The 18,811-nt window shown below is 71.5% G+C and carries 20 protein-coding genes; 8 read left to right on the top strand and 12 right to left on the bottom strand.

All coding sequences use genetic code 11. The features are described 5' to 3' along the window. Window positions 1–34 precede the first annotated feature (34 nt). From ASG70_RS14825 to ASG70_RS14855, 7 genes are all read right to left on the bottom strand, one after another. Window positions 35–1,069: an aspartate-semialdehyde dehydrogenase gene (locus ASG70_RS14825; RefSeq protein ID WP_056884628.1), complete on the bottom strand. Its 1,035-nt coding sequence runs from the start codon at window positions 1,067–1,069 to the stop codon at window positions 35–37. 44 nt (window positions 1,070–1,113) lie between these two features. Then, window positions 1,114–2,940 carry a BCCT family transporter gene (locus ASG70_RS14830; protein ID WP_082590842.1) on the bottom strand — a complete coding sequence of 609 codons (1,827 nt, stop codon included), beginning with the start codon at window positions 2,938–2,940 and terminating at the stop codon, window positions 1,114–1,116. Window positions 2,941–3,186: 246 nt separating this feature from the next. Next, entirely contained in the window at window positions 3,187–4,155 is a 969-nt protein-coding gene (gene era, locus ASG70_RS14835; RefSeq protein ID WP_082590844.1) for a GTPase Era, read from the bottom strand. Beyond that, window positions 4,152–5,474 (bottom strand): hemolysin family protein, encoded by a 1,323-nt coding sequence (locus ASG70_RS14840; protein ID WP_056884629.1) that lies wholly within the window; start codon window positions 5,472–5,474, stop codon window positions 4,152–4,154. The genes era and ASG70_RS14840 overlap by 4 nt, the downstream gene beginning before the upstream one ends. A 10-nt stretch (window positions 5,475–5,484) precedes the next feature. Further along, window positions 5,485–5,952 carry an rRNA maturation RNase YbeY gene (gene ybeY, locus ASG70_RS14845; protein ID WP_056884630.1) on the bottom strand — a complete coding sequence of 156 codons (468 nt, stop codon included), beginning with the start codon at window positions 5,950–5,952 and terminating at the stop codon, window positions 5,485–5,487. Further along, window positions 5,930–6,997 carry a PhoH family protein gene (locus ASG70_RS14850; protein ID WP_056884631.1) on the bottom strand — a complete coding sequence of 356 codons (1,068 nt, stop codon included), beginning with the start codon at window positions 6,995–6,997 and terminating at the stop codon, window positions 5,930–5,932. Before ASG70_RS14850 ends, ybeY begins: the two co-directional genes overlap by 23 nt. A gap of 24 nt (window positions 6,998–7,021) precedes the next feature. Next, window positions 7,022–7,366, bottom strand: a complete 345-nt coding sequence (locus ASG70_RS14855; protein ID WP_056884632.1) for a histidine triad nucleotide-binding protein — start codon at window positions 7,364–7,366, stop codon at window positions 7,022–7,024. 75 nt (window positions 7,367–7,441) lie between these two features. Between ASG70_RS14855 and ASG70_RS14860 the strand changes: the two genes are divergently transcribed. Continuing rightward, window positions 7,442–7,990: a SigE family RNA polymerase sigma factor gene (locus tag ASG70_RS14860; protein ID WP_082590846.1), complete on the top strand. Its 549-nt coding sequence runs from the start codon at window positions 7,442–7,444 to the stop codon at window positions 7,988–7,990. Beyond that, window positions 7,987–9,129, top strand: coding sequence for a Gmad2 immunoglobulin-like domain-containing protein (locus ASG70_RS14865; protein WP_056884634.1), 1,143 nt, complete (start codon window positions 7,987–7,989; stop codon window positions 9,127–9,129). The genes ASG70_RS14860 and ASG70_RS14865 overlap by 4 nt, the downstream gene beginning before the upstream one ends. Window positions 9,130–9,159: 30 nt before the next feature. Here the strand turns inward: ASG70_RS14865 and ASG70_RS14870 are convergent, their stop codons facing one another. Genes ASG70_RS14870 through hrcA form a run of 3 tightly spaced genes read right to left on the bottom strand, consistent with a single transcriptional unit; the run spans window position 9,160 to window position 12,119 of the window. Then, a complete protein-coding gene (locus ASG70_RS14870) occupies window positions 9,160–9,903 on the bottom strand; it encodes a 16S rRNA (uracil(1498)-N(3))-methyltransferase (RefSeq protein WP_056884635.1) in 744 nt (247 codons plus the stop codon). 7 nt (window positions 9,904–9,910) lie between these two features. Beyond that, on the bottom strand, window positions 9,911–11,035 hold the full coding sequence (dnaJ, locus tag ASG70_RS14875) for a molecular chaperone DnaJ (protein WP_056884636.1): 1,125 nt from the start codon (window positions 11,033–11,035) through the stop codon (window positions 9,911–9,913). A 52-nt stretch (window positions 11,036–11,087) separates the two neighbouring features. Beyond that, window positions 11,088–12,119 (bottom strand): heat-inducible transcriptional repressor HrcA, encoded by a 1,032-nt coding sequence (gene hrcA / locus ASG70_RS14880; protein WP_056884637.1) that lies wholly within the window; start codon window positions 12,117–12,119, stop codon window positions 11,088–11,090. Window positions 12,120–12,280: 161 nt separating this feature from the next. On the opposite strand from hrcA, the gene ASG70_RS14885 reads away from it, so the two are divergent. Both ASG70_RS14885 and ASG70_RS14890 read left to right on the top strand, forming a co-directional pair. Beyond that, a complete protein-coding gene (locus ASG70_RS14885) occupies window positions 12,281–13,156 on the top strand; it encodes a DUF3097 domain-containing protein (RefSeq protein WP_056884638.1) in 876 nt (291 codons plus the stop codon). A 188-nt stretch (window positions 13,157–13,344) separates the two neighbouring features. Then, entirely contained in the window at window positions 13,345–13,734 is a 390-nt protein-coding gene (locus ASG70_RS14890; RefSeq protein WP_235531520.1) for a DUF4870 domain-containing protein, read from the top strand. Between the two features lie 7 nt (window positions 13,735–13,741). Here ASG70_RS14890 and hemW read toward each other — a convergent pair whose 3' ends face one another. Then, window positions 13,742–14,971: a radical SAM family heme chaperone HemW gene (gene hemW / locus ASG70_RS14895; protein WP_056884639.1), complete on the bottom strand. Its 1,230-nt coding sequence runs from the start codon at window positions 14,969–14,971 to the stop codon at window positions 13,742–13,744. Window positions 14,972–15,012: 41 nt separating this feature from the next. On the opposite strand from hemW, the gene ASG70_RS14900 reads away from it, so the two are divergent. Genes ASG70_RS14900 through ASG70_RS14910 form a run of 3 tightly spaced genes read left to right on the top strand, consistent with a single transcriptional unit; the run spans window position 15,013 to window position 17,312 of the window. After that, the gene (locus ASG70_RS14900; RefSeq protein ID WP_056884640.1) at window positions 15,013–15,957 is read left to right on the top strand and encodes an ornithine cyclodeaminase family protein; all 945 of its coding nucleotides are present in this window, start codon (window positions 15,013–15,015) and stop codon (window positions 15,955–15,957) included. Window positions 15,958–15,966: 9 nt separating this feature from the next. Next, window positions 15,967–16,764: a tyrosine-protein phosphatase gene (locus tag ASG70_RS14905; protein ID WP_156400032.1), complete on the top strand. Its 798-nt coding sequence runs from the start codon at window positions 15,967–15,969 to the stop codon at window positions 16,762–16,764. Beyond that, window positions 16,761–17,312 (top strand): NUDIX hydrolase, encoded by a 552-nt coding sequence (locus tag ASG70_RS14910; RefSeq protein ID WP_235531521.1) that lies wholly within the window; start codon window positions 16,761–16,763, stop codon window positions 17,310–17,312. Before ASG70_RS14905 ends, ASG70_RS14910 begins: the two co-directional genes overlap by 4 nt. Window positions 17,313–17,460: 148 nt before the next feature. Here the strand turns inward: ASG70_RS14910 and ASG70_RS14915 are convergent, their stop codons facing one another. After that, window positions 17,461–17,967: a hypothetical protein gene (locus tag ASG70_RS14915; protein WP_056884641.1), complete on the bottom strand. Its 507-nt coding sequence runs from the start codon at window positions 17,965–17,967 to the stop codon at window positions 17,461–17,463. Between the two features lie 99 nt (window positions 17,968–18,066). Here ASG70_RS14915 and ASG70_RS19400 point away from each other — a divergent pair, with 99 nt between their 5' ends. Beyond that, on the top strand, window positions 18,067–18,714 hold the full coding sequence (locus ASG70_RS19400) for a hypothetical protein (RefSeq protein WP_156400033.1): 648 nt from the start codon (window positions 18,067–18,069) through the stop codon (window positions 18,712–18,714). Window positions 18,715–18,811: the final 97 nt, after the last annotated feature.

Consider the following 18,811-nt stretch of genomic DNA (forward strand, 5'->3'; position numbering starts at 1 on the left):
GGCAGATCGCCACCCTTCGCGCGGTGGGACCGGCTCACCGACGCTTGAGCAGCTCCTCGGCGATCTGCACCGCGTTGAGGGCGGCACCCTTGCGCAGGTTGTCGCCGACGACGAACAGCACGAGCCCCTTGCCCTCCGGGGCCGCCTGGTCGGCGCGCACTCGGCCGACGTAGACGTCGTCGCGGCCGGCGGCCTCGAGCGGGTTGGGCACGTCGGTGACGACGACGCCAGGCGCCTTCGCCAGCAGCTCCAGTGCGCGCTCGGGACTGATCTCACGGTCGAACTCGGCGTGGATCGCCAGCGAGTGCCCGGTGAACACCGGCACGCGCACGCAGGTCCCGGAGACGCGCAGGTCGTCGATGTGCAGGATCTTGCGCGACTCGTTGCGGAGCTTCTGCTCCTCGTCGGTCTCCAGTGAGCCGTCCTCGACGATCGAGCCGGCCAGCGGGATCACGTTGAACCCCACCGGCACCGCGTAGACGTTGGGCGCAGGGACCTCGACCGCGCGACCGTCGAGGGCGAGGCCGGCAGGCTCGCCGGCGGCATACCCGCCGCGCAGCTGTCCGTCGAGCTCCTGCACGCCCTTGCCACCGGAGCCGGACACGGCCTGGTACGACGCGACGGTGAGGCGCACGAGACCGGCCTCGTCGTGCAGCGGCTTGAGGACCGGCATGGCGGCCATGGTGGTGCAGTTGGGGTTGGCGACGATGCCCTTGGGGATGGTGTCGAGGTCGTCGGCGTTGACCTCGCTCACGACCAGCGGGACCTCGGGGTCCTTGCGCCAGGCGGAGGAGTTGTCGACGACGACGGCTCCGGCTGCGGCGACCCTGGGCGCGAGCTCCTTGGAGGCCGCTCCCCCGTTGGAGAACAGCGCGATGTCGAGGCCGGAGAAGTCAGCGGTGGCCGAGTCCTCCACGGTGACCTCGCCACCGGCCCACGGCAGCGTCGTGCCGGCAGAGCGCGCCGACGCGAAGAAACGGATCTCGTCGACCGGGAACGCCCGCTCGGCGAGAAGTGCACGCATGACCGAGCCGACCTGCCCGGTGGCCCCGAAGACACCAACTCTCATGGGACCAAGGATAGGTCGGCCCGGTCGTGCACCGGCTCAGCGGCTCACGATGTGGCGGATCCTGCACGCACATCGGCCGTATCGAGCTCGTCATGGCCCGCGTGCCCGGTCACCGGCGCGGTGGGCACCAGGTCGCCGACGCCCTCGCCGGGGGCGGACTCCTCGTAGGTGAGGGTGAAGTCGTCGCCGTGCTCGGTGACGCCTGCCACGACGGCCTGCTCGATCGCGGCGACGGCATACGCGCGGCGCACGATGAGCGGGTCGTTGCTCAGGTCCTTCACCAGGGCGATCGCGAGGCCGACCATGACGATCAGGAACGGCAGGGCAGCCACGATGGTGATGTTCTGCAGCCCGGACAGCGCATCCTCACCACCGACGAGCAGCATCACCGCCGCGACCGCGCCCGTGGCCGCGCCCCAGAAGATCACCGTCTTGCGGCTCGGGGCCAGGGTGCCGCGCTCGGAGAGCGTGCCCATGACGATGGACGCGGCATCGGCGCCGGAGACGAAGAAGATCGCCACGAGCACCATCACCAGGACCGACGTGATCGTCGACAGCGGCATGTGCGAAAGCATCTCGAAGAGGGTGCCCTCGGTCGAGCCCGCGCCCGCGAGGTCGGTGCCACCGCGCTGCATGTCGATGCCGGCACCACCGAAGATGGCGAACCACACGAGCGACACGACGCTCGGGACGAGCAGCACACCGGTGACGAACTGGCGGATGGTGCGGCCGCGCGAGATGCGGGCGATGAACATGCCGACGAAGGGGGTCCAGCTGACCCACCAGGCCCAGTAGAAGATGGTCCAGCCCGACAACCAGGTCTTCATGGCGTCGCCACCGGCGGCGTCGGTGCGGGCCGACATCATCGCCAGGTTCTGGAAGTAGGAACCGATCTCGGTGGGCACGAGGTTGAGGATGAAGACCGTCGGGCCCACGACGAAGACGAAGACCGCGAGGGCCAGCGCCAGCACCATGTTGATGTTGGACAGCCACTGGATGCCCTTGGCCAGGCCGGAGACGGCCGACAGGATGAAGCAGACGGTGAGTACCGCGATGATCGCGACGAGGACCATGTTGCCGGCCTTGCCGATGCCGGCGACGATCGTCAGGCCGGAGCCGATCTGCAGGGCGCCGAGGCCGAGCGAGGCAGCCGAGCCGAACAGGGTGGCGAAGATCGCGAGCATGTCGATGACGCGACCGGCCGGGCCCTCGGCGCGCTTGCCCAGCAGCGGGGCGAACGCCGAGCTGATGAGCAGCGAGCGGCCCTTGCGGAAGACGCCGTACGCCACGGCGAGGCCGACGACCGCGTAGATGGCCCACGGGTGCAGCGTCCAGTGGAACAGCGTGGTGGCCATGGCGTTCTGCACGGCCTGCGGGTTGCCTGCGGCACCGGTGCCGGGCGGCGGCTTCACGAAGTGCGACAGCGGCTCCGAGACGCCGTAGAACATCAGGCCGATGCCCATGCCCGCGGAGAACATCATCGCGATCCACGAGACGGTCTTGAACTCCGGCTCCTCGTCGTCACGCCCGAGGGGGATGCGGCCGAACTTGCTTGCCGCGAGCCAGATCACGAACAGGACGAAGCCCGAGGCGACGAGGGAGAACAGCCAGCCCATGTTGTGCACGACCCATTCGAGGCCGGCGCCGGAGGCCGAGCTCAGCGTGTCGGTGCTGAGGAACCCCCACAGCACGAACGCGATCGCGATGGCGGCGGTGACGCCGAAGACGATCGTGTCGACCTTCTGCGGCTCCTCGGCCGGGTGCTCCTCGATGACGGGGTCGAGGGCGGGGTGCGGGCTGTCGAGGGCTGTGTGCTCGCCCGTGGCCTCAGCCGGAGCGGCTGGGCCCGTCTTGGTCAGTGTCGTGTCCACGTGGTGTAGGCGCCCTCTTTGGGGAGGGCGCCGCTCCTTCGCTGTCCTGGTCAGTTGCGTATCAAAACCGTGTCGGTCGACCGCCCAGCCTGCCGAGAACGAGGCGCGATCTCAAATCGTGGTTACCGGGAACCAATTCAGAAGTGCATCGAAACCGTTGCACTGCAACGGATCTCGACGAGACGTGAGTCTCGCCACGTGAGCTTTGGCTCGGATCAGGGCTAGGAACAGGTCTCGGAACCCGGCTCAGAACCCGAGTCGCTGCAGCTGCTTGGGGTCGCGCTGCCAGTCCTTGGCGATCTTCACGTGCAGGTCGAGGTAGACCTTCTGGCCGAGGAGCTTCTCGATCCCCTGGCGGGCGGTCGTCCCGACCTCGCGCAGCCGCGACCCACCCCGCCCGATGATGATGGCCTTCTGCGACGAGCGCTCGACGAAGACGTTGACCCGCACGTCGAGCAGCGGCTTGTCCGCCGGACGCCCCTCGCGCTGGACCATCTCCTCCACGACAACGGCCAGGGAGTGCGGCAGCTCGTCGCGCACGCCCTCGAGGGCGGCCTCGCGCACGAGCTCGGCGATCATCACCATCTGGGGCTCGTCGGTGAGGACGCCCTCGGGGTAGAGCGGTCCCGGGGAGGTCGGCAGGTAGGAGGCCAGCACCTCGGCGACCTCGTCGACCTGCGACCCGTCGACGGCCGAGCACGGCACGATCGCGTCCCAGGAGCCGAGCTGGTCGATGGCCATGAGGTGCTCGGCGAGCCGCTGGCGGTCGACCCGGTCGGTCTTGGTCGCGATGGCGACCACCGGCCGTCGCTTGCCCTGCTGGATCTCCTTGAGCTCGCGGGCGATGAAGCTGTCCCCCGGCCCGATCTTCTGGTCGGCCGGCAGGCAGAACCCGATGACGTCGACCTCGAGCAGGGTCTCGCGCACCACGTCGTTGAGCCGCTCCCCCAGCAGGGTGCGCGGCTTGTGCAGGCCGGGGGTGTCGACGAGCACCAGCTGGGAGCGCGGCGAGGTGACGATGCCGCGGATCGTGTGGCGGGTCGTCTGCGGCTTCGAGGAGGTGATCGCGACCTTCTGCCCCACCAGGGCATTGGTCAGCGTCGACTTGCCGGCGTTCGGCCGCCCGACGAGGCAGGCGAAACCGGCCAGGTAGGGACGGGTCGCCTCGGGCCCGTCGGCCTGCGCACCGGTGGGACCGGGACCACTCGCTGTCATGACACTCCCTCGCGTTCGGCCTCCACCGTAGTGCGCTCGGCGCCGTCCTCGGTCCCGCCCTCCTCGACGGCGTGCAGCCGCTCGACGATGACCGAGGCGATGCGGTGCCGCCGGCCGGCCATCCGCTCCGCGGTGAGCGACAGCCCGGCCACCTCGGCCCGGGACCCGACGATGGGCACCCGGCCGATGCTCTTGCCGATGAGCCCGCCGACGGTGTCGACCTCGTCCTCGTCGATCTCGACCTCGAACAGGTCGGCCAGGTCGTCGATGTCCATGGTGGCCGGCACGCGTACGGTGCCGTCCCCCAGGTCCTCCACGCCGGGAGCCTCGCGGTCGTACTCGTCGGCGATCTCGCCGACGATCTCCTCGATGATGTCCTCGATGGTGACCAGGCCTGCGGTCCCGCCGTACTCGTCGACGACGACGGCGAAGTGGCTCTGGTCGCGCTGCATCTCGCGCAGCAGGTCGTCCACCGGCTTGCTCTCCGGGACGTAGTGCATGGGGCGCATCTGCGCCGTGACCGGCAGCGAGCCGGCCTCCGGGTCGGCGTTGACGCGGCGTACGACGTCCTTGAAGTAGAGCAGCCCGAGGATGTCGTCGGACCCGTCGCCGACGACCGGGATGCGCGAGAACCCCGAGCGCAGGAACAGCGACATGGCCGAGCGCAGCGACTTCTCGCCGTCGATCGTCACCATGTCGGTGCGCGGCACCATGACCTCGCGGGCCACCGTGTCGCCGAGCTCGAAGACCGAGTGGATCATCTCGCGCTCGCCCGCCTCGATGACCGCGCTCTCCCCCGCGAGGTCGACCAGGTCGCGCAGCTCGGACTCGCTCTGGAAGGGCCCGTCGCGGTAGCCGCGCCCCGGCGTCACCGCGTTGCCGAGGGCGACGAGGACGCGCGCGACCGGTCCGAGGAACGTGCGCAGGCCGACGATCACCGGTGACGCGACGAGCGCGACGGCGTCGGCGTTCTGCCGTCCGAGCGTGCGCGGCGAGACGCCCACGACGACGAACGACACGAGGGCCATGACGCCGATCGCGATGAGCAGCGGCTTCCAGAAGCCGTCGACGAGGTCGACCGCCCCGAGGGTGATGAGCACCGCGGTCGTCGCCTCGGCGACGACGCGCAGGAACGCGGTGACGGACAGGTAGGCAGCGCTGTCGCTGACGATGCGGTCCAGCGACTTCGACCCGGGGCGGCGCTCCTCGAGCAGCTCGTGCGCCCGCACCCGGGACATGCGCCAGATCGCGGCCTCAGCGGCCGTGAGCAGGAACGCCACGGCGATGCTGAGGAGCGCGGCCAGCACGAGGCGGGTCATCGCTGCGCCATCAGGGGTTGCGGCGACCGCGACCCGCGAGGAACGTCAGCAGCAGCTGGCGCTGGAGCTCGAACATCTCGCGCTCCTCCTCGGGTTCGGCGTGGTCGTAGCCGAGCAGGTGCAGGATGCCGTGGGTGGTGAGGAGCAGCAGCTCCTCCTCGGTGGCATGACCGGCCTCGGCGGCCTGCTTGGCCGCGACCGACGGGCAGAGCACGATGTCGCCGAGGACGCCCTCCTCGGGTTCCTCGCCCTCGCGGCCGGGGCGCAGCTCGTCCATCGGGAACGACATGACGTCGGTCGGGCCGGGCAGGTCCATCCACTGCACGTGCAGGACCTCCATGGCGGCCTCGTCGACGAGGCGCAGGCAGAGGTCGGCGCCCGGGTGGACCCGCATCTCGCCCATGACGTACTTGCTCAGGGCCACCAGCTCGAGCTCGTCGAGCTGGTAGTCGGTCTCATTGAGAACGTCGACGCTCACGCGGCCCCCGTCCCTGCTGCCCGTGGGTCTCGCCCTGCTGGTCGTCCCAGCGGCCGTAGGCGTCGACGATGGCCCCGACGAGCCGGTGCCGGACGACGTCCTGCGGCGTCAGCACGGAGAAGTGGATGTCCTCGACGCCGGCCAGGATGTCGCGGACGACCCGCAGCCCGGACCGCGTGCCGTCCGGCAGGTCGACCTGGGTGACGTCACCGGTGACGACCATCTTGGAGCCGAACCCCAGACGGGTCAGGAACATCTTCATCTGCTCGGGAGAGGTGTTCTGGGCCTCGTCGAGGATGATGAACGCATCATTAAGAGTTCTACCGCGCATATAAGCGAGCGGCGCGACCTCGATGGTGCCGGCGGCCATGAGGCGCGGGATCGACTCGGGGTCGACCATGTCGTGCAGTGCGTCGTACAGCGGCCGCAGGTAGGGGTCGATCTTGTCGTTGAGCGTGCCGGGCAGGAAGCCGAGGCGCTCACCGGCCTCGACGGCCGGCCGCGTGAGGATGATCCGGTTGACCTGCTTGGCCTGCAGGGCAGCGACGGCCTTGGCCATCGCGAGGTAGGTCTTGCCGGTGCCGGCAGGGCCGATGCCGAAGACCACGGTGTGCTCGTCGATCGCGTCGACGTAGTGCTTCTGGTTCAGCGTCTTGGGCCGGATGGTGCGACCGCGGGAGCTGACGATGTTCATCGTCAGGACGTCGGCCGGACGCTCCTTGGTCTGCTCGCGCAGCATGCCGATCGAACGCTCCACGGCGTCGCGGTTGAGCGGCTGACCGCCCTCGATCACCAGGAGCAGCTCGTCGATCGTCCGCTCCGCCAGGGCCACCTCGGCGCTGGGGCCGGACAGGTGGAACTCGTTGCCACGGACGTGGATCTCCAGCTGCGGGAACGCCCGCTCCATGGTCCGCAGCAGCTCGTCGCGCGGGCCGAGCAGCGTGACCATCTGGACCTGCGGAGGGATCTCGACGGTGTGGATGGGGAGGGGACGAGCGCCGTCGGCTGCGCCCCCCGGCGTGGTCGGATGATCGTCTTCAGGCATGGTCGTCCCAGTCTACGGTGCCGCTCAGCCGGGTGGCCACGTCATTGCCCGGCCCCCGAGCACGTGCACGTGGGCGTGGAAGACGGTCTGGTGGGCCTGCGCTCCGGTGTTGAAGACGCTGCGGTACCCCGCGTCCGCCACCCCCTCCTGCTCGGCCACCGCGCGCACCGCGTCGACGAGCGGGGCGACCTCCTCAGGCGCCTCCAGGGCAAGAGCACCGACGTCCGGGACGTGACGCCTCGGGATGACGAGCACGTGGGTCGGGGCCTGCGGGTCGAGGTCCCGGAACGCCACGGTGTGCTCGTCCTCGCGGACCACCTCGGCGGGGACGTCCCCGGCGACGATCGAGCAGAAGATGCAGTCGGCCATGGCTCGGACACTATCCGCCCGGCGCGTCAACCGGCGGGGTCGGCTGCGCGTCAAGGGGGCGTGAGACTGTTGAGCGTGGCAGAACGCGACCCCGGCGGGGAGACCCGCCCAGCCGCCGACGAGGCCATCGCCGAGCTGTACGCGGCGCACTGGACGGGCCTGGTGCGCCTGGCCTGGCTGCTGCTGCGCGACGACCTCGCCGCCGAGGAGGTCGTGCAGGACGCGTTCATCGCCGTGCACCGGCGCTGGGACACGTTGCGCAGCCACGAGAGCGCAGCCGCCTACCTGCGCCGGGCCGTGGTCAACGGCGCCCGCTCGGGTCTGCGCCACCGCGGCGTCGAGGAGCGATACCTCACCCGGGAGCGGGCCGAGCCCGGAGGCCCGGCCCGCCGTACCGAGTCGAGCGCCGAGGCCCACGCCCTCGAGGCCGAGGCCACCAGCTCGATGATCGAGGCGCTCGGACGCCTCCCCCAGCGCCAGAGAGAGGTCCTGACCATGCGCTACTACCTCGACCTGAGCGAGGCCGAGATCGCCGACGCCCTCGGCATCTCCGCGGGCTCGGTAAAGGCCCATGCCCACCGTGGGCTCGCCTCACTGCGCGACCGGGTGGAGGTCGGGCGATGAGCGACCGCACGGACTTCCTTCACCCCGACCTCGAGCCGGGCGAGCTCGAGCGCGTGGAGCGGCGGCTGCGGCAGTCACTGGCGCACGAGGCCCGCAAGATGCGCCCCGGCGACCGCCTCGACGCGATCCTGCAGGAGGCGCACGAGGTCGGCCCCGCGACCGGTGGGACCGGTTCTCGGCACTGGCTCGCGCCGGTGGCTGCCGCGGCACTGGTCGCCGCCATCGCCGGAGGCGCCTGGTGGGCGACCCAGGACACCAGCGGCACGCCCGGTCCTCCTGCCGGCTCGCCGTCGGCGTCGGCCCCGTCCGTCACCGGAGCTCCGACGACGGCGCCCCCGACCGCCCAGACCTCGCCGACGGGGTCGACCACCAGCGGAACCGGTGCGACCGTGCAGGCTGCCCTGCCTGCCTACTTCGTGGGCCCCATCGGCGACACCACGCCCACCTACAGGTTGTTCCGCGAGTTCGTGCGTGGTGAGCTGCCCCGGGCAGCCACCGACGCCGACCGGGTGCAGGCCGCCCTGGCGGTGGCCATGAACGCCCAGCCCTACTCGAACACCGACGGCTACCTCCAGCCCTGGTCGGGCACCACCGTCTCGTCGGTGAAGGTCACCTCCGACACGATCCAGGTGGAGCTCAGCGGGCCCGGCGCCGAGGGCTTCACGCCCGAGGTCCAGCGGCTCGCCGTGCAGGAGCTCGTGTGGACGGCCCAGGCCGCCCTGGGGCGGGGCGCGATCCCGGTGCGCTTCCAGGTCGCGGGCGGGGTCACGACCCTCTTCGGGTCGATCCCGACCGACCAGCTGTTCACCCGGCCGTCCGCCGATCTTTCCTGGCGCGACCTCGCACCGATCTGGGTCACCGCCCCCACCCGCGACCAGGTCCTCCCGGCCGGCACGCCGGTCACGCTCAGGGGCGAGGCCACCGTCTTCGAGGCCACCCTGCAGTGGGAGCTCGACCGCGGCACGACCACGGTCGGGAGCGGTACGGCGATGGCCACCATCGGGGCGCCGTCGCGCGGGACCTACTCGGTCGACCTCGGCCGGCTCAGCGCAGGCACCTACACGGTCCGGGTGAGGTCGGCGAGCCCCAAGGACGGCACGGTCGCGGCCGAGGACTCGGTGACGTTCACCGTGCGGTGACGCGCGGGGCATCGCCCTCGCGGGACCGGCTCAGCGCCAGCGCGCACCGGCGCTGAGCACCGCGAGCGCCGCGGGGCCGGCACTGGAGGAGCGCAGCACGCTCGACCCCAGGCGTACGGTGCGTGCCCCGGCGGCCTCGAAGGCAGCGACCTCGTCGGGGGTGATGCCGCCCTCGGGGCCGACGACCACGACGACCTCGCCGGAGGCCGGGAGGTCCTGTCCGGCAAGGGGTTCGGTGGCGTCCTCGTGGAGCACGAACGCCGCGGAGGCCGCGGCCAGGCGCCCGGCGAGTCCCTTGGACGTCACCAGCTCGGAGACGACAGGGGTCCGCGGGCGCCGCGACTGCTTGGCCGCGGCACGGACGGTCGACTCCCACTTGCGGCGGGCTTTCTCGCCCCGCTCGCCCCGCCATTGCACGATGCTGCGCGAGGCCTGCCAGGGCACGACCTCGTCGACGCCGAGCTCGGTGGCGGTCTCGATGGCCTGGTCGTCGCGCTCCCCCTTGGCGAGCGCCTGCACCAGGACGAAGCGGGGCTGCGGCTCCGGCTCGACCGCCATGTCCTCGACCCGGAGGTCGAGCCGGGCGGGGGCGGCGGCCTCCACCACGCAGGTGGCCACCAGGCCCCCGCCGTCGGCGAGCAGGAGGTGCTCCCCCACCCCGATCCGGCGCACCGTCGCGGCGTGGCGGCCCTCGGCCCCGTCCAGGACGACCCGGGCTCCCGAGGCGGCACCCGCGAGCACCGCCTCGTCGACGAGGAACAGGGGCAGCGTCACGGCGCGGCTACTTGGCCTTGAACGCGTCGCGCAGCTTGCCGAACAGGCCCGGGTGGGCCGGCGAGAGACGACCCTCGGGGCGCTCCTCACCGCGGAGCACGGCGAGCTGGCGCAGGAGGTCCTCCTGGGCGTCGTCGAGGCGCGTCGGCGTGACCACGTTGGCGTGGATGACCAGGTCGCCGCGACCGGTGCCGCGCAGGTGGGTGACCCCGAGCCCGCGCAGGGTCATCGCGTCGCCCGCCTGGGTGCCCGGCTTGATCTCGAGCTCGTTGACACCGTCGAAGGTGTCGAGCTTGAGGGTCGTGCCGAGCGCCGCGGCCGTCATGGGCAGCTCGACCGTGCAGTGCAGGTCGTCGCCGCGCCGCTGGAAGGTCTGGTGCGGACGCACCGCGACCTCGACGTAGAGGTCACCGGCGGGGCCGCCGCCCTGGCCGACCTCGCCCTCGCCGGCGAGCTGGATACGGGTGCCGGTGTCGACGCCGGCGGGCACCTTGATCTTCAGGGTGCGCCGGGTGCGGACCCGGCCGTCGCCGGAGCACTCGAAGCAGGGGCTGACCAGCACCTCGCCGTAGCCCTGGCAGGTCATGCAGGGGCGGGTGGTCATCACCTGGCCGAGGAAGGACCGCTGCACCTGCTGGATCTCGCCGCGACCGCCGCAGACGTCACAGGTACGGCGCGAGGTGCCCGGCTGGGCCCCGTCACCGTGGCAGGTGGAGCACACGACCGCGGTCTCGACGGTGAGCTCCTTCTCGCCCCCGAACACCGCGTCGGCGAGGTCGAGGTCGAGGCGCACGAGGGCGTCCTGGCCGCGGCGCTGGCGCGAGCGTGGGCCGCGCTGGGCCTGCCCGGCGCCCGCCCCGAAGAAGGCGTCCATGATGTCGCTGAAGGAGAAGCCCTGGCCGAAGCCGGCCGCGCCTGCGGCGTAGGGGTCGGAGCCCATGTCGTAGGCGCGCTTCTTCTCGGCGTCGGAGAGCACGTCGTAGGCCTGGGAGACCTTCTTGAACTGCTCCTCGGCCTCGGGGCTGGGGTTGACGTCGGGGTGCAGCTTGCGCGCCATCTTGCGGTAGGCCCGCTTGATGTCCTCCGGCGACGCGTCCTTGGAGACGCCCAGGTCCTGGTAGTAGTCGTTCAACGAGTGTCCTTGTCAGTGGTGCGTGGTCGCGCGGTGCCGTCGGGGACGACGGTCACTGCGCCAGGATTCGGGAGACGTAGGTGGCGACGGCCCGGACCGAAGCCATCGTGGTCGGGTAGTCCATGCGGGTGGGTCCGAGGACGCCGAGCCCGGCGACCAGCTCGGAGCCGTGGCCGTACTCGGTGGAGACGACCGACGTCGACTGGAGCCCCGCGAACGGGTTCTCGTGGCCGATGCGCACCGACACGGCGTCGGAGGTCTCACGGGCGGTGCCGAGCAGCTTGAGCAGCACGACGTGCTGCTCGAGCGCCTCGAGCACGGGGCCGATGGTGAGCGGGAAGTCCGTGCCGACGCGGGCGAGGTTGGAGGTGCCGGCCAGCACGACCCGCTCCTCCCGCTCCTCGACCAGGGCGTCGTCGAGCGAGCGCAGGACGGCCCGGACGAGGTCGCGGTCGGCCGGCTCGAACTCCTCCGGCAGCGAGCCGAGGGAGTCGGCCGCGTCGACCAGTCGAGCGCCGACCGCTCGCGCGTTGACCTTGGCCCGGAGCAGGCCGAGCGTGGCCTCCCCGTCGGGCGTGGACAGGTCGTGCGTCGTCTCGATGACTCGCTGCTCCACCCGGCCGGTGTTGACGATGAGCACGATCATCAGGCGGGTGCTGCCCATGGGCACGAACTCGATGTGCCGCACCGACGAGCGCGTCAGCGACGGGTACTGCATGACCGCGACCTGCCGGGTCAGCGAGGCGAGCAGGCGCACGGTGCGGTCGACGACGTCGTCGAGGTCGACGGCGCCCTCGAGGAACTGGCCGATGGCCGACCGCTCGGCGGCGGACATGGGCTTGACCGAGCTGAGCCGGTCGACGAAGAGCCGGTAGCCGGCGTCGGTCGGCACCCGCCCGGCGCTGGTGTGCGGGGCGGCGATGAGCCCCTCCTCCTCCAGGGCGGCCATGTCGTTGCGTACCGTGGCGGCCGAGACCCCGAGCTGGTGGCGCTCGAGGAGGGCCTTGGACCCCACGGGTTCGGAGGTCTCGACGTAGTCCTGCACGATCGCGCGCAGCACGGCGAGACGGCGCTCCTCGCTCATCAGACACCTCCTGTGAGTCTGTCGTGGTGCGGCGGCGACCACCGCCGCACCGCTGGCACTCATGGTCAGCGAGTGCCAAGTCTACGGTGTTCCCGACCTCTCGGCCGCACCGGCGGCGCGCCCTTGCGAACGTCGGCGACCCCGCGGCATACCCTGCCTCGGTGTCCGACCGCTATGGCTCCGATGTCCTCTCCGGCGACTGGAAGGTCCCCCCGCGGGGACGCTCCCGCGAGGTGGAGGCCGAGACCGGCCTGGTCGTCGAGGACGTGCAGACCGGGTGGTGCGGGGCCGTCGTGCGCGTCGAGAAGGCCGGCGGCATGCGGGTCGTGCACCTCGAGGACCGCCGCGGACGCACCAGAGGCTTCCCGATGGGGCCGGGCTTCCTGCTCGACGGCGCACCCGTCATCCTCACCCCGCCCACCGCCGCCGCCCGCGCCCAGCTCGCCGCGGCCAAGGCCGTGACGTCGCGGACTGCTTCGGGATCCCGGGCCGTCGAGGGCGCCAAGGCTCGCGTCGCCAGCGGTTCGCGCATCTTCGTCGAGGGGCGCCACGACGCCGAGCTCGTGGAGAAGGTCTGGGGTGACGACCTGCGCATCGAGGGGGTCGTCGTCGAGATGCTCGACGGGGTCGACGACCTCGCCGGGGCGATCCGCGACTTCGCCCCCGGACCGGGCCAGCGGATGGGGGTCCTCGTCGACCACCTCCTGCCCGGGACCAAGGAGGACAAGGTCGTCCAGGCGTGCCGCAAGGGCCCGTATGCCGCGCACGTCAAGATCCTCGGCCACCCCTACGTCGACGTGTGGCAGTCGGTGCGGCCGGAGCGGCTCGGGCTGCAGCAGTGGCCGGTCATCCCCCGCGGGCAGTCGTGGAAGCACGGCATCTGCCACCACCTGGGTTGGCAGGCCGACAGCCAGGCCGACATCGCCCGGGCCTGGAAGCAGATCCTCGGGACGGTGCGGTCCTACGCCGACCTCGAGCCGACGCTGCTCGCCAGCGTCGAGGAGCTCATCGACTTCGTCACCGAGCCGGGGCACTGAGCGGAGGCACTGAGCGGAGGCACTGAGCGCTGGCACTGAGGCCTCGCCCGCCGCCCTCGGCCGGCCGTCGGCGTCGGGGTCGTCCCTGACGCGACCCTGACCGGGCCCTGCGCCGACCCCGAAAGCCCTGTGCGCGGACTGCCGGATGCGTTTCACTGGACGCCAGGCACCACTCACGGAGGGAAACCATGACCGCCTCACCGCAGTACCCGCAGCAGCCGACCCAGCCGATGTCGCAGCAGGAGGAGAAGACCTGGGCAACCCTGACCCACGTCATCTCCGGCGCCGCGATGGTCGTCAGCGCCGGCACGCTGGGCTTCGTCGCCAGCCTCGTGATCTACCTCGTCTACCGCGACCGGGGGCCATTCGTCCGGGCGCACGCGGCCAACGCCGTCAACGTGCAGCTCACGGCCCTCGTCGGCCTCATCGTGTCCGGCATCCTGATGCTGGTCCTGGTCGGCTTCATCACCTACCCGATCATCGTGGTGGCTGCCGTCGTGATCCACGCCATCGCTGCGGTGCGGGCCAACGCGGGTGAGTGGTACGACCCGCCCTTCACCATCCGCTTCGTGAAGTGACTTCCGTCTAGCGAAGACCGAGCAGCCGGCGCACCACGGTGTCGGCCAACAGGCGGCCCTGCCTCGTCAGCACCACCCGCTGGCGGCGCAGGGCCGCTGTCGCGTCCACGAGCCCGTCGGCGATGAGGCCCGCCACCGCGGTCCTGCCCTCGGGGCGCAGCTCCTCTATGGGCAGCCCCTCGACCAGGCGTACGCCGAGGAGCACCCGCTCGTCGTACCGCTGCTCGTCGGTGAGCGTCTCACGCCCGTGCGCGGGACTCGTCCCGGCGGCGACGCGGGAGGCGTAGGCGTTGGGGTGCTTGACGTTCCACCACCGCACGCCCCCGACGTGGCTGTGCGCACCCGGCCCGATCCCCCACCAGTTGCCGTCGGCCCAGTAGCCCTCGTTGTGGCGGCAGCGGGCGTCCTCGCGCGCCGCCCAGTTGCTCACCTCGTACCAGCCGTAGCCGGCGGCGGCGAGGTGCTCGTCGGCGAGCTCGTACTTGGCTGCCTCGTCGTCGTCCTCGGGGGCCGGCACCTGACCTCGACGCACCTGGGCGGCCAGCTTGGTGCCGTCCTCGACGACGAGCGCGTAGGCCGACACGTGGTCGGGACCCAGGTCGGTGGCGGTGCGCAGGCTGGTGCGCCAGTCGTCCAGGCTCTCCCCCGGTGTGCCGTAGATGAGGTCGAGGCTGACCTGCAGCCCGGCCGCGCGGGCGGCGTCGACCGCCTTGGCGACGTTGGCCGGGTCGTGGGTGCGCTCGAGGGTGCGCAGGACGTGCGGCACCGCCGACTGCATGCCCAGGGAGACCCGGGTGAAACCAGCCTCCGCGAGCAGCTCGAGGCCCTCGGGGGTCACCGAGTCCGGGTTGGCCTCGGTGCTCACCTCGGCGCCGGGTGCGAGGCCGAAGCGGTCGCGCACGCCCGTCAGCATGGCGGCGAGGTCAGCCGCCGCGAGCATTGTGGGGGTGCCCCCGCCCACGAAGACGGTCTGCACCTGCGGCACGTCGCCGCCGAGGACGGACCGCGCCAGGTCGAGCTCGCGCGCGGCCGCGCCGGCGAACGTGTCGACGCTCGCGCCGTCGGTGCCCAGCTCGGTGAGCGTGTACGTGTTGAAGTCGCAGTAGCCGCACCGGACCGAGCAGAAAGGCACGTGCAGGTAGATGCCGAACGACCGGTCCGTCAGGGTCGCCAGCGCCGACTCGGGCAGGCGTCCGTCGGCGGGCGCGGGGTCGCCGTCGGGAAGGGCACTGGGCATGACGCCATCCTCTCAGCCCCAGCCGCGGCTACGGTCGTCGGATGCGCTACCTGAGCGACGCCGACGTCGAGGCCCTGCTGCCCCCTCCGTCGGAGGCCGTCCGACTGGTGCGCGAGGCGCTCGTCGCGCTGTCGCGCGGCGAGGCGGAGGTGCCACCCAAGCCGGCCGTGCATGCGGCGGACGGCGCGTTCGCCAACGCGATGCCCGCGACATACCCGGCGCGAAAGTTGTTGGGCTGCAAGTGGATCAGCATCTTCCCGAGGAACGCGGCGCAGGGACTCCCGACCGCAAGCGGGCTCGTGGTCGTCAACGACGGGGAGACCGGGCTCCCTCGCGCCCTCATGGCCGCAGGTGTGCTCACCGCCGCCCGCACGGCGGCGGTCACCGGCGCCTGCATCACAGCCCTTGCACCGGCTGGGGCACTCGTCGCCTTCACCGGGGCCGGGGTCCAGGCGCGCACCCACCTGCGGGTCCTGGACGCACTGGGTCACCGCGACGTCGCCGTGTATGCGCGCCGCGAGGCCGCACGGCGCGACCTGCTCGCCTGGGCGGGGGAACACGTGCCGGACGTGCGCCTCACCGTGACCGGCGACGCGCGCTCGGCCGTCGAGGGACGTTCGGTCGTCGTCACCGCGCTGTCCATCGGGCTCACCGGGGTCGAGCTCGACCCATCCTGGGTCGCACCGGATGCGCTCGTGCTGCCGCTCGACTACGCCAGCTCGGTGGGGCCGGAGCTGGCTCGTGATTCGCTGCTGGTCGCCGACCACCTCCCCCAGTTCGAGGCGGTGCGCGCCATCGGCAGCCTCGGCGACTACCCGCCCGCCAGCGCATGGACCGGTGAGCTGCTCGCTGCCCCACGCCCGGCAGGCCGGGTCGTCTGCCAGAACCTCGGCAACGGCCTCAGCGACCTCGTCGTCGCTGCCGCGGTGGCCGATGCCGCCGAGTCGACCGGTGTCGGACAGCTCCTGGACACCGGCGCCGCGTAGGGTCGCAGCGTGACCCCACCGCACTGGATACACCTCGACGGCGTCGTCAACATGCGTGACGTGGGCGGGTTGCCCACCACCGACGGCGACACCATCGCGACGGGGCGGCTGCTGCGCTCGGACAACCTCCAGGACCTCACCGAGGCCGACATGCGGCACCTCGTGGACGTCGTCGGGCTCACGGACGTGGTCGACCTGCGCAGCAACGTCGAGGTCCACATCGAGGGCCCGGCTCCCCTGCAGGTGCGGGGCCTGGCGAACCACCACCGGCACTCCCTGCTCCGCGACGACGACCACGACATCTCCGCCGAGGAGGCACTCGTCGTGCCGTGGTCGAAGAAGTCGCGGCACGCCCAGCAGCCCCAGCCCCGGCGGGACGACGACCACTGGGCCAGCCACTACCTCGGCTACCTGGCCGACCGGCCCGACTCGGTGCTCGGCGCCCTCGAGGTCGTCGCCCGGGCCGAGGGCGCGACGGTGGTGCACTGCGCCGCCGGCAAGGACCGCACGGGGACCGTCGTGGGGCTGGCCCTGTCGGTGGCCGGCGTCGCCGACGAGGACGTCGTCGCCGACTACGTCGCCACCGGCGAGCGGATCGAGCGGGTGGTCGAGCGCCTCCGGGCGCGGCCTGCGTACGGCGAGGCGCTGGAGGACCAGCCGATGGAGCACCACCGACCCCGTCCAGAGACCATGGCCCGCATCCTCACGGTGCTCGCCGAGCGTCACGGGGGCGCCGCCGGCTGGCTGCAGCAGCAGGGCTGGAGCGACGAGCAGGTGGAGCAGCTGAGGAAGCGGCTGCGCGCGTGACCACCGCGGACACGCGGCCCCGCCGCCGGCGCCGGGCCATGCGGGTGCTGCTCGTCGACGACCGTGACCGGTTGCTGCTCTTCCAGGACAGCGATCCCGGACTGTCCCCGGTCCCGCGCTGGTGGATCACGCCCGGCGGTGGGGTCGAACCCGGCGAGGCCGACGTCGACGCGGCGGTGCGAGAGCTGTTCGAGGAGACCGGGATCCGCGTCACGCCGTCAGACCTCGCGGGTCCGCTCGCGACGCGTGTCGTGGTCCACGGCTACAGCGACGTGGTGACCACCCAGGACGAGGTGTTCTGGTCCGTCCGGGTGCCGGCGTTCGAGGTGAGCACCGTCGGGCACACCGACCTGGAGCTGCTCACGATGACGGCACACCGTTGGTGGTCCCGCGACGAGCTGGCCACCACCGACGAGGAGGTGTGGCCACGGGACGTCCTCGAGCTGTGGTCGCTGGCCGAGTCGTCCTCCCGCGGTGACGGTTCTGCCCCACGTGACCTGGGCACCGTCGAGGAGTCCACCGTCCCACCAGAGCGGAGCCCGTCATGACGACCACCGACTACGACCAGTTCGCGGAGGCCTACGCGAACTGAGAACGAGTCCGGCCTCAGGCTTCCGCCTCGCCACGATCAGCGAACCACCGCCCTCCCGGACACTCCCGCCGAGCTGCTCCCACCCGACATGGGGTCCGGGTCGTTCATGTGCTTCCTGTTCTTCGTCCTGGAGGCCGTCTGAGACCGCTGCTCCTGAAGGCCCACACGGCTGCGCGGTCCGGCGGCGGCAACACTGCCTGGCCGATGGACAGGGCGAGCACGGACACCGTGGCGTAGGCGACGACGTAGCGCTGCCTCGTGCGATCCTGCTGCGTCAGGGCTTCGCGCTTCTCCCCGGCGCGCACCATGAACCGGTTCACAGCCCGCTCACGGGAGACCAGCGCGCCGCCGTGGGCCATCGTCGCCAGCATCCACATCCACCAGAAGCCACGCCCGGTCCAGGCCGACGCGATGGCGCTGACCAGGCAGAACAGACCCATCGCGCCGTTCATCAGGTACTGCAGCCGGTGGCTGACGGAGTCCCGCACCTGCTGTCGCTGCTGCTCGGTGCGCTTGTCCAAGAACCTCTCGGAGGCGAGATGGGCCGGCATGAACACGCCGAGCAGGCCCAGGGCGAGCCAGATGCTGGGCGCGACGAGGTACCTGGCCATGGGCGGAGTCTTGCAGCGAGACCGCCAGCAGACGAGCAGGTCCAATGGTCCTAGCCGCCTCGAATGGGCACCTGCAAGCCTTGATCCGAGGTGAGAACCATGAACGAGTTCCGTCCGAGGTTGGTGGCTCGGGTCGAGGGTGTGGATGCGCTTCGATGGAGCGCCGCGGCGGTCACGCTGGGGTTCGTCGGCCTGGTGTCCCTCGTCGTGGGCGGCTATGCCGTGACAGATCCCGGAGGCTGGGCAGGAATCGGGGGCACTGTCATCGGGGTGCTGGTCATGCTCGGACTGTCCCTGCTGGCCCTGGCTCGCCCCAGGGGCGCGATCGTGGCGTTGGCCGTCGCGGCGTGCGGACCCCTGGCTTTCGGGGTGTGGTCGCTGGTGGACTACGGCGCGGCCCACGGCTGGGAGGACAGGCATGGCCCGCTCTCGCTCGTGCTGGTCATGTTCGTGTGCGCACCGGCTGCAGCGGCGGGCCCGTTCCGTCCACGTGCGGCCGGTTACCTCATTCTCACCGTGAGTGTGGTGCCCCTCCTGCTGGAAGCGGCCGGCGCAGCCTCCCGCTTCTACGAGCCCCTGTCGGTGGGGCTGCTGCTTGCACCCTTGGTGGCCTCGGGCGTGCTGTTCCTGCTGTCCGGTCGGCGGCAGGGCCATCCGACACAGGGCCATCCGATTACGGGCCATCCGACTACGGGCCCCCATCCGACTCCAAGCGATCCGACTCCAAGCGCGTCTTCAAGCGCGTGAGAGCCTGCTCGTCCTCGCGCCCCTCGAAGCGGGCCAACAGCCTGTCGAGGACGCTGAGCCGCCACAGCGATCGCCGTTCACGGCTCAGCGTCAGCCG

The organism is Phycicoccus sp. Soil748, assembly GCF_001428025.1.
Lineage (GTDB): Bacteria > Actinomycetota > Actinomycetes > Actinomycetales > Dermatophilaceae > Pedococcus.

Bases quoted from the DNA above. Each gene is read 5' to 3' on its own strand.
- ASG70_RS14855 (WP_056884632.1), bottom strand. From the start codon at position 7,366: ATGGCCGACTGCATCTTCTGCTCGATCGTCGCCGGGGACGTCCCCGCC.
- ASG70_RS14915 (WP_056884641.1), bottom strand. From the start codon at position 17,967: ATGGCCAGGTACCTCGTCGCGCCCAGCATCTGGCTCGCCCTGGGCCTG.
- era (WP_082590844.1), bottom strand. From the start codon at position 4,155: ATGACAGCGAGTGGTCCCGGTCCCACCGGTGCGCAGGCCGACGGGCCC.
- ASG70_RS14850 (WP_056884631.1), bottom strand. From the start codon at position 6,997: ATGCCTGAAGACGATCATCCGACCACGCCGGGGGGCGCAGCCGACGGC.
- ASG70_RS14890 (WP_235531520.1), top strand. From the start codon at position 13,345: ATGACCGCCTCACCGCAGTACCCGCAGCAGCCGACCCAGCCGATGTCG.
- ASG70_RS14825 (WP_056884628.1), bottom strand. From the start codon at position 1,069: ATGAGAGTTGGTGTCTTCGGGGCCACCGGGCAGGTCGGCTCGGTCATG.
- ASG70_RS14900 (WP_056884640.1), top strand. From the start codon at position 15,013: ATGCGCTACCTGAGCGACGCCGACGTCGAGGCCCTGCTGCCCCCTCCG.
- ASG70_RS14840 (WP_056884629.1), bottom strand. From the start codon at position 5,474: ATGACCCGCCTCGTGCTGGCCGCGCTCCTCAGCATCGCCGTGGCGTTC.
- hemW (WP_056884639.1), bottom strand. From the start codon at position 14,971: ATGCCCAGTGCCCTTCCCGACGGCGACCCCGCGCCCGCCGACGGACGC.
- hrcA (WP_056884637.1), bottom strand. From the start codon at position 12,119: ATGAGCGAGGAGCGCCGTCTCGCCGTGCTGCGCGCGATCGTGCAGGAC.
- ASG70_RS19400 (WP_156400033.1), top strand. From the start codon at position 18,067: ATGAACGAGTTCCGTCCGAGGTTGGTGGCTCGGGTCGAGGGTGTGGAT.
- ASG70_RS14865 (WP_056884634.1), top strand. From the start codon at position 7,987: ATGAGCGACCGCACGGACTTCCTTCACCCCGACCTCGAGCCGGGCGAG.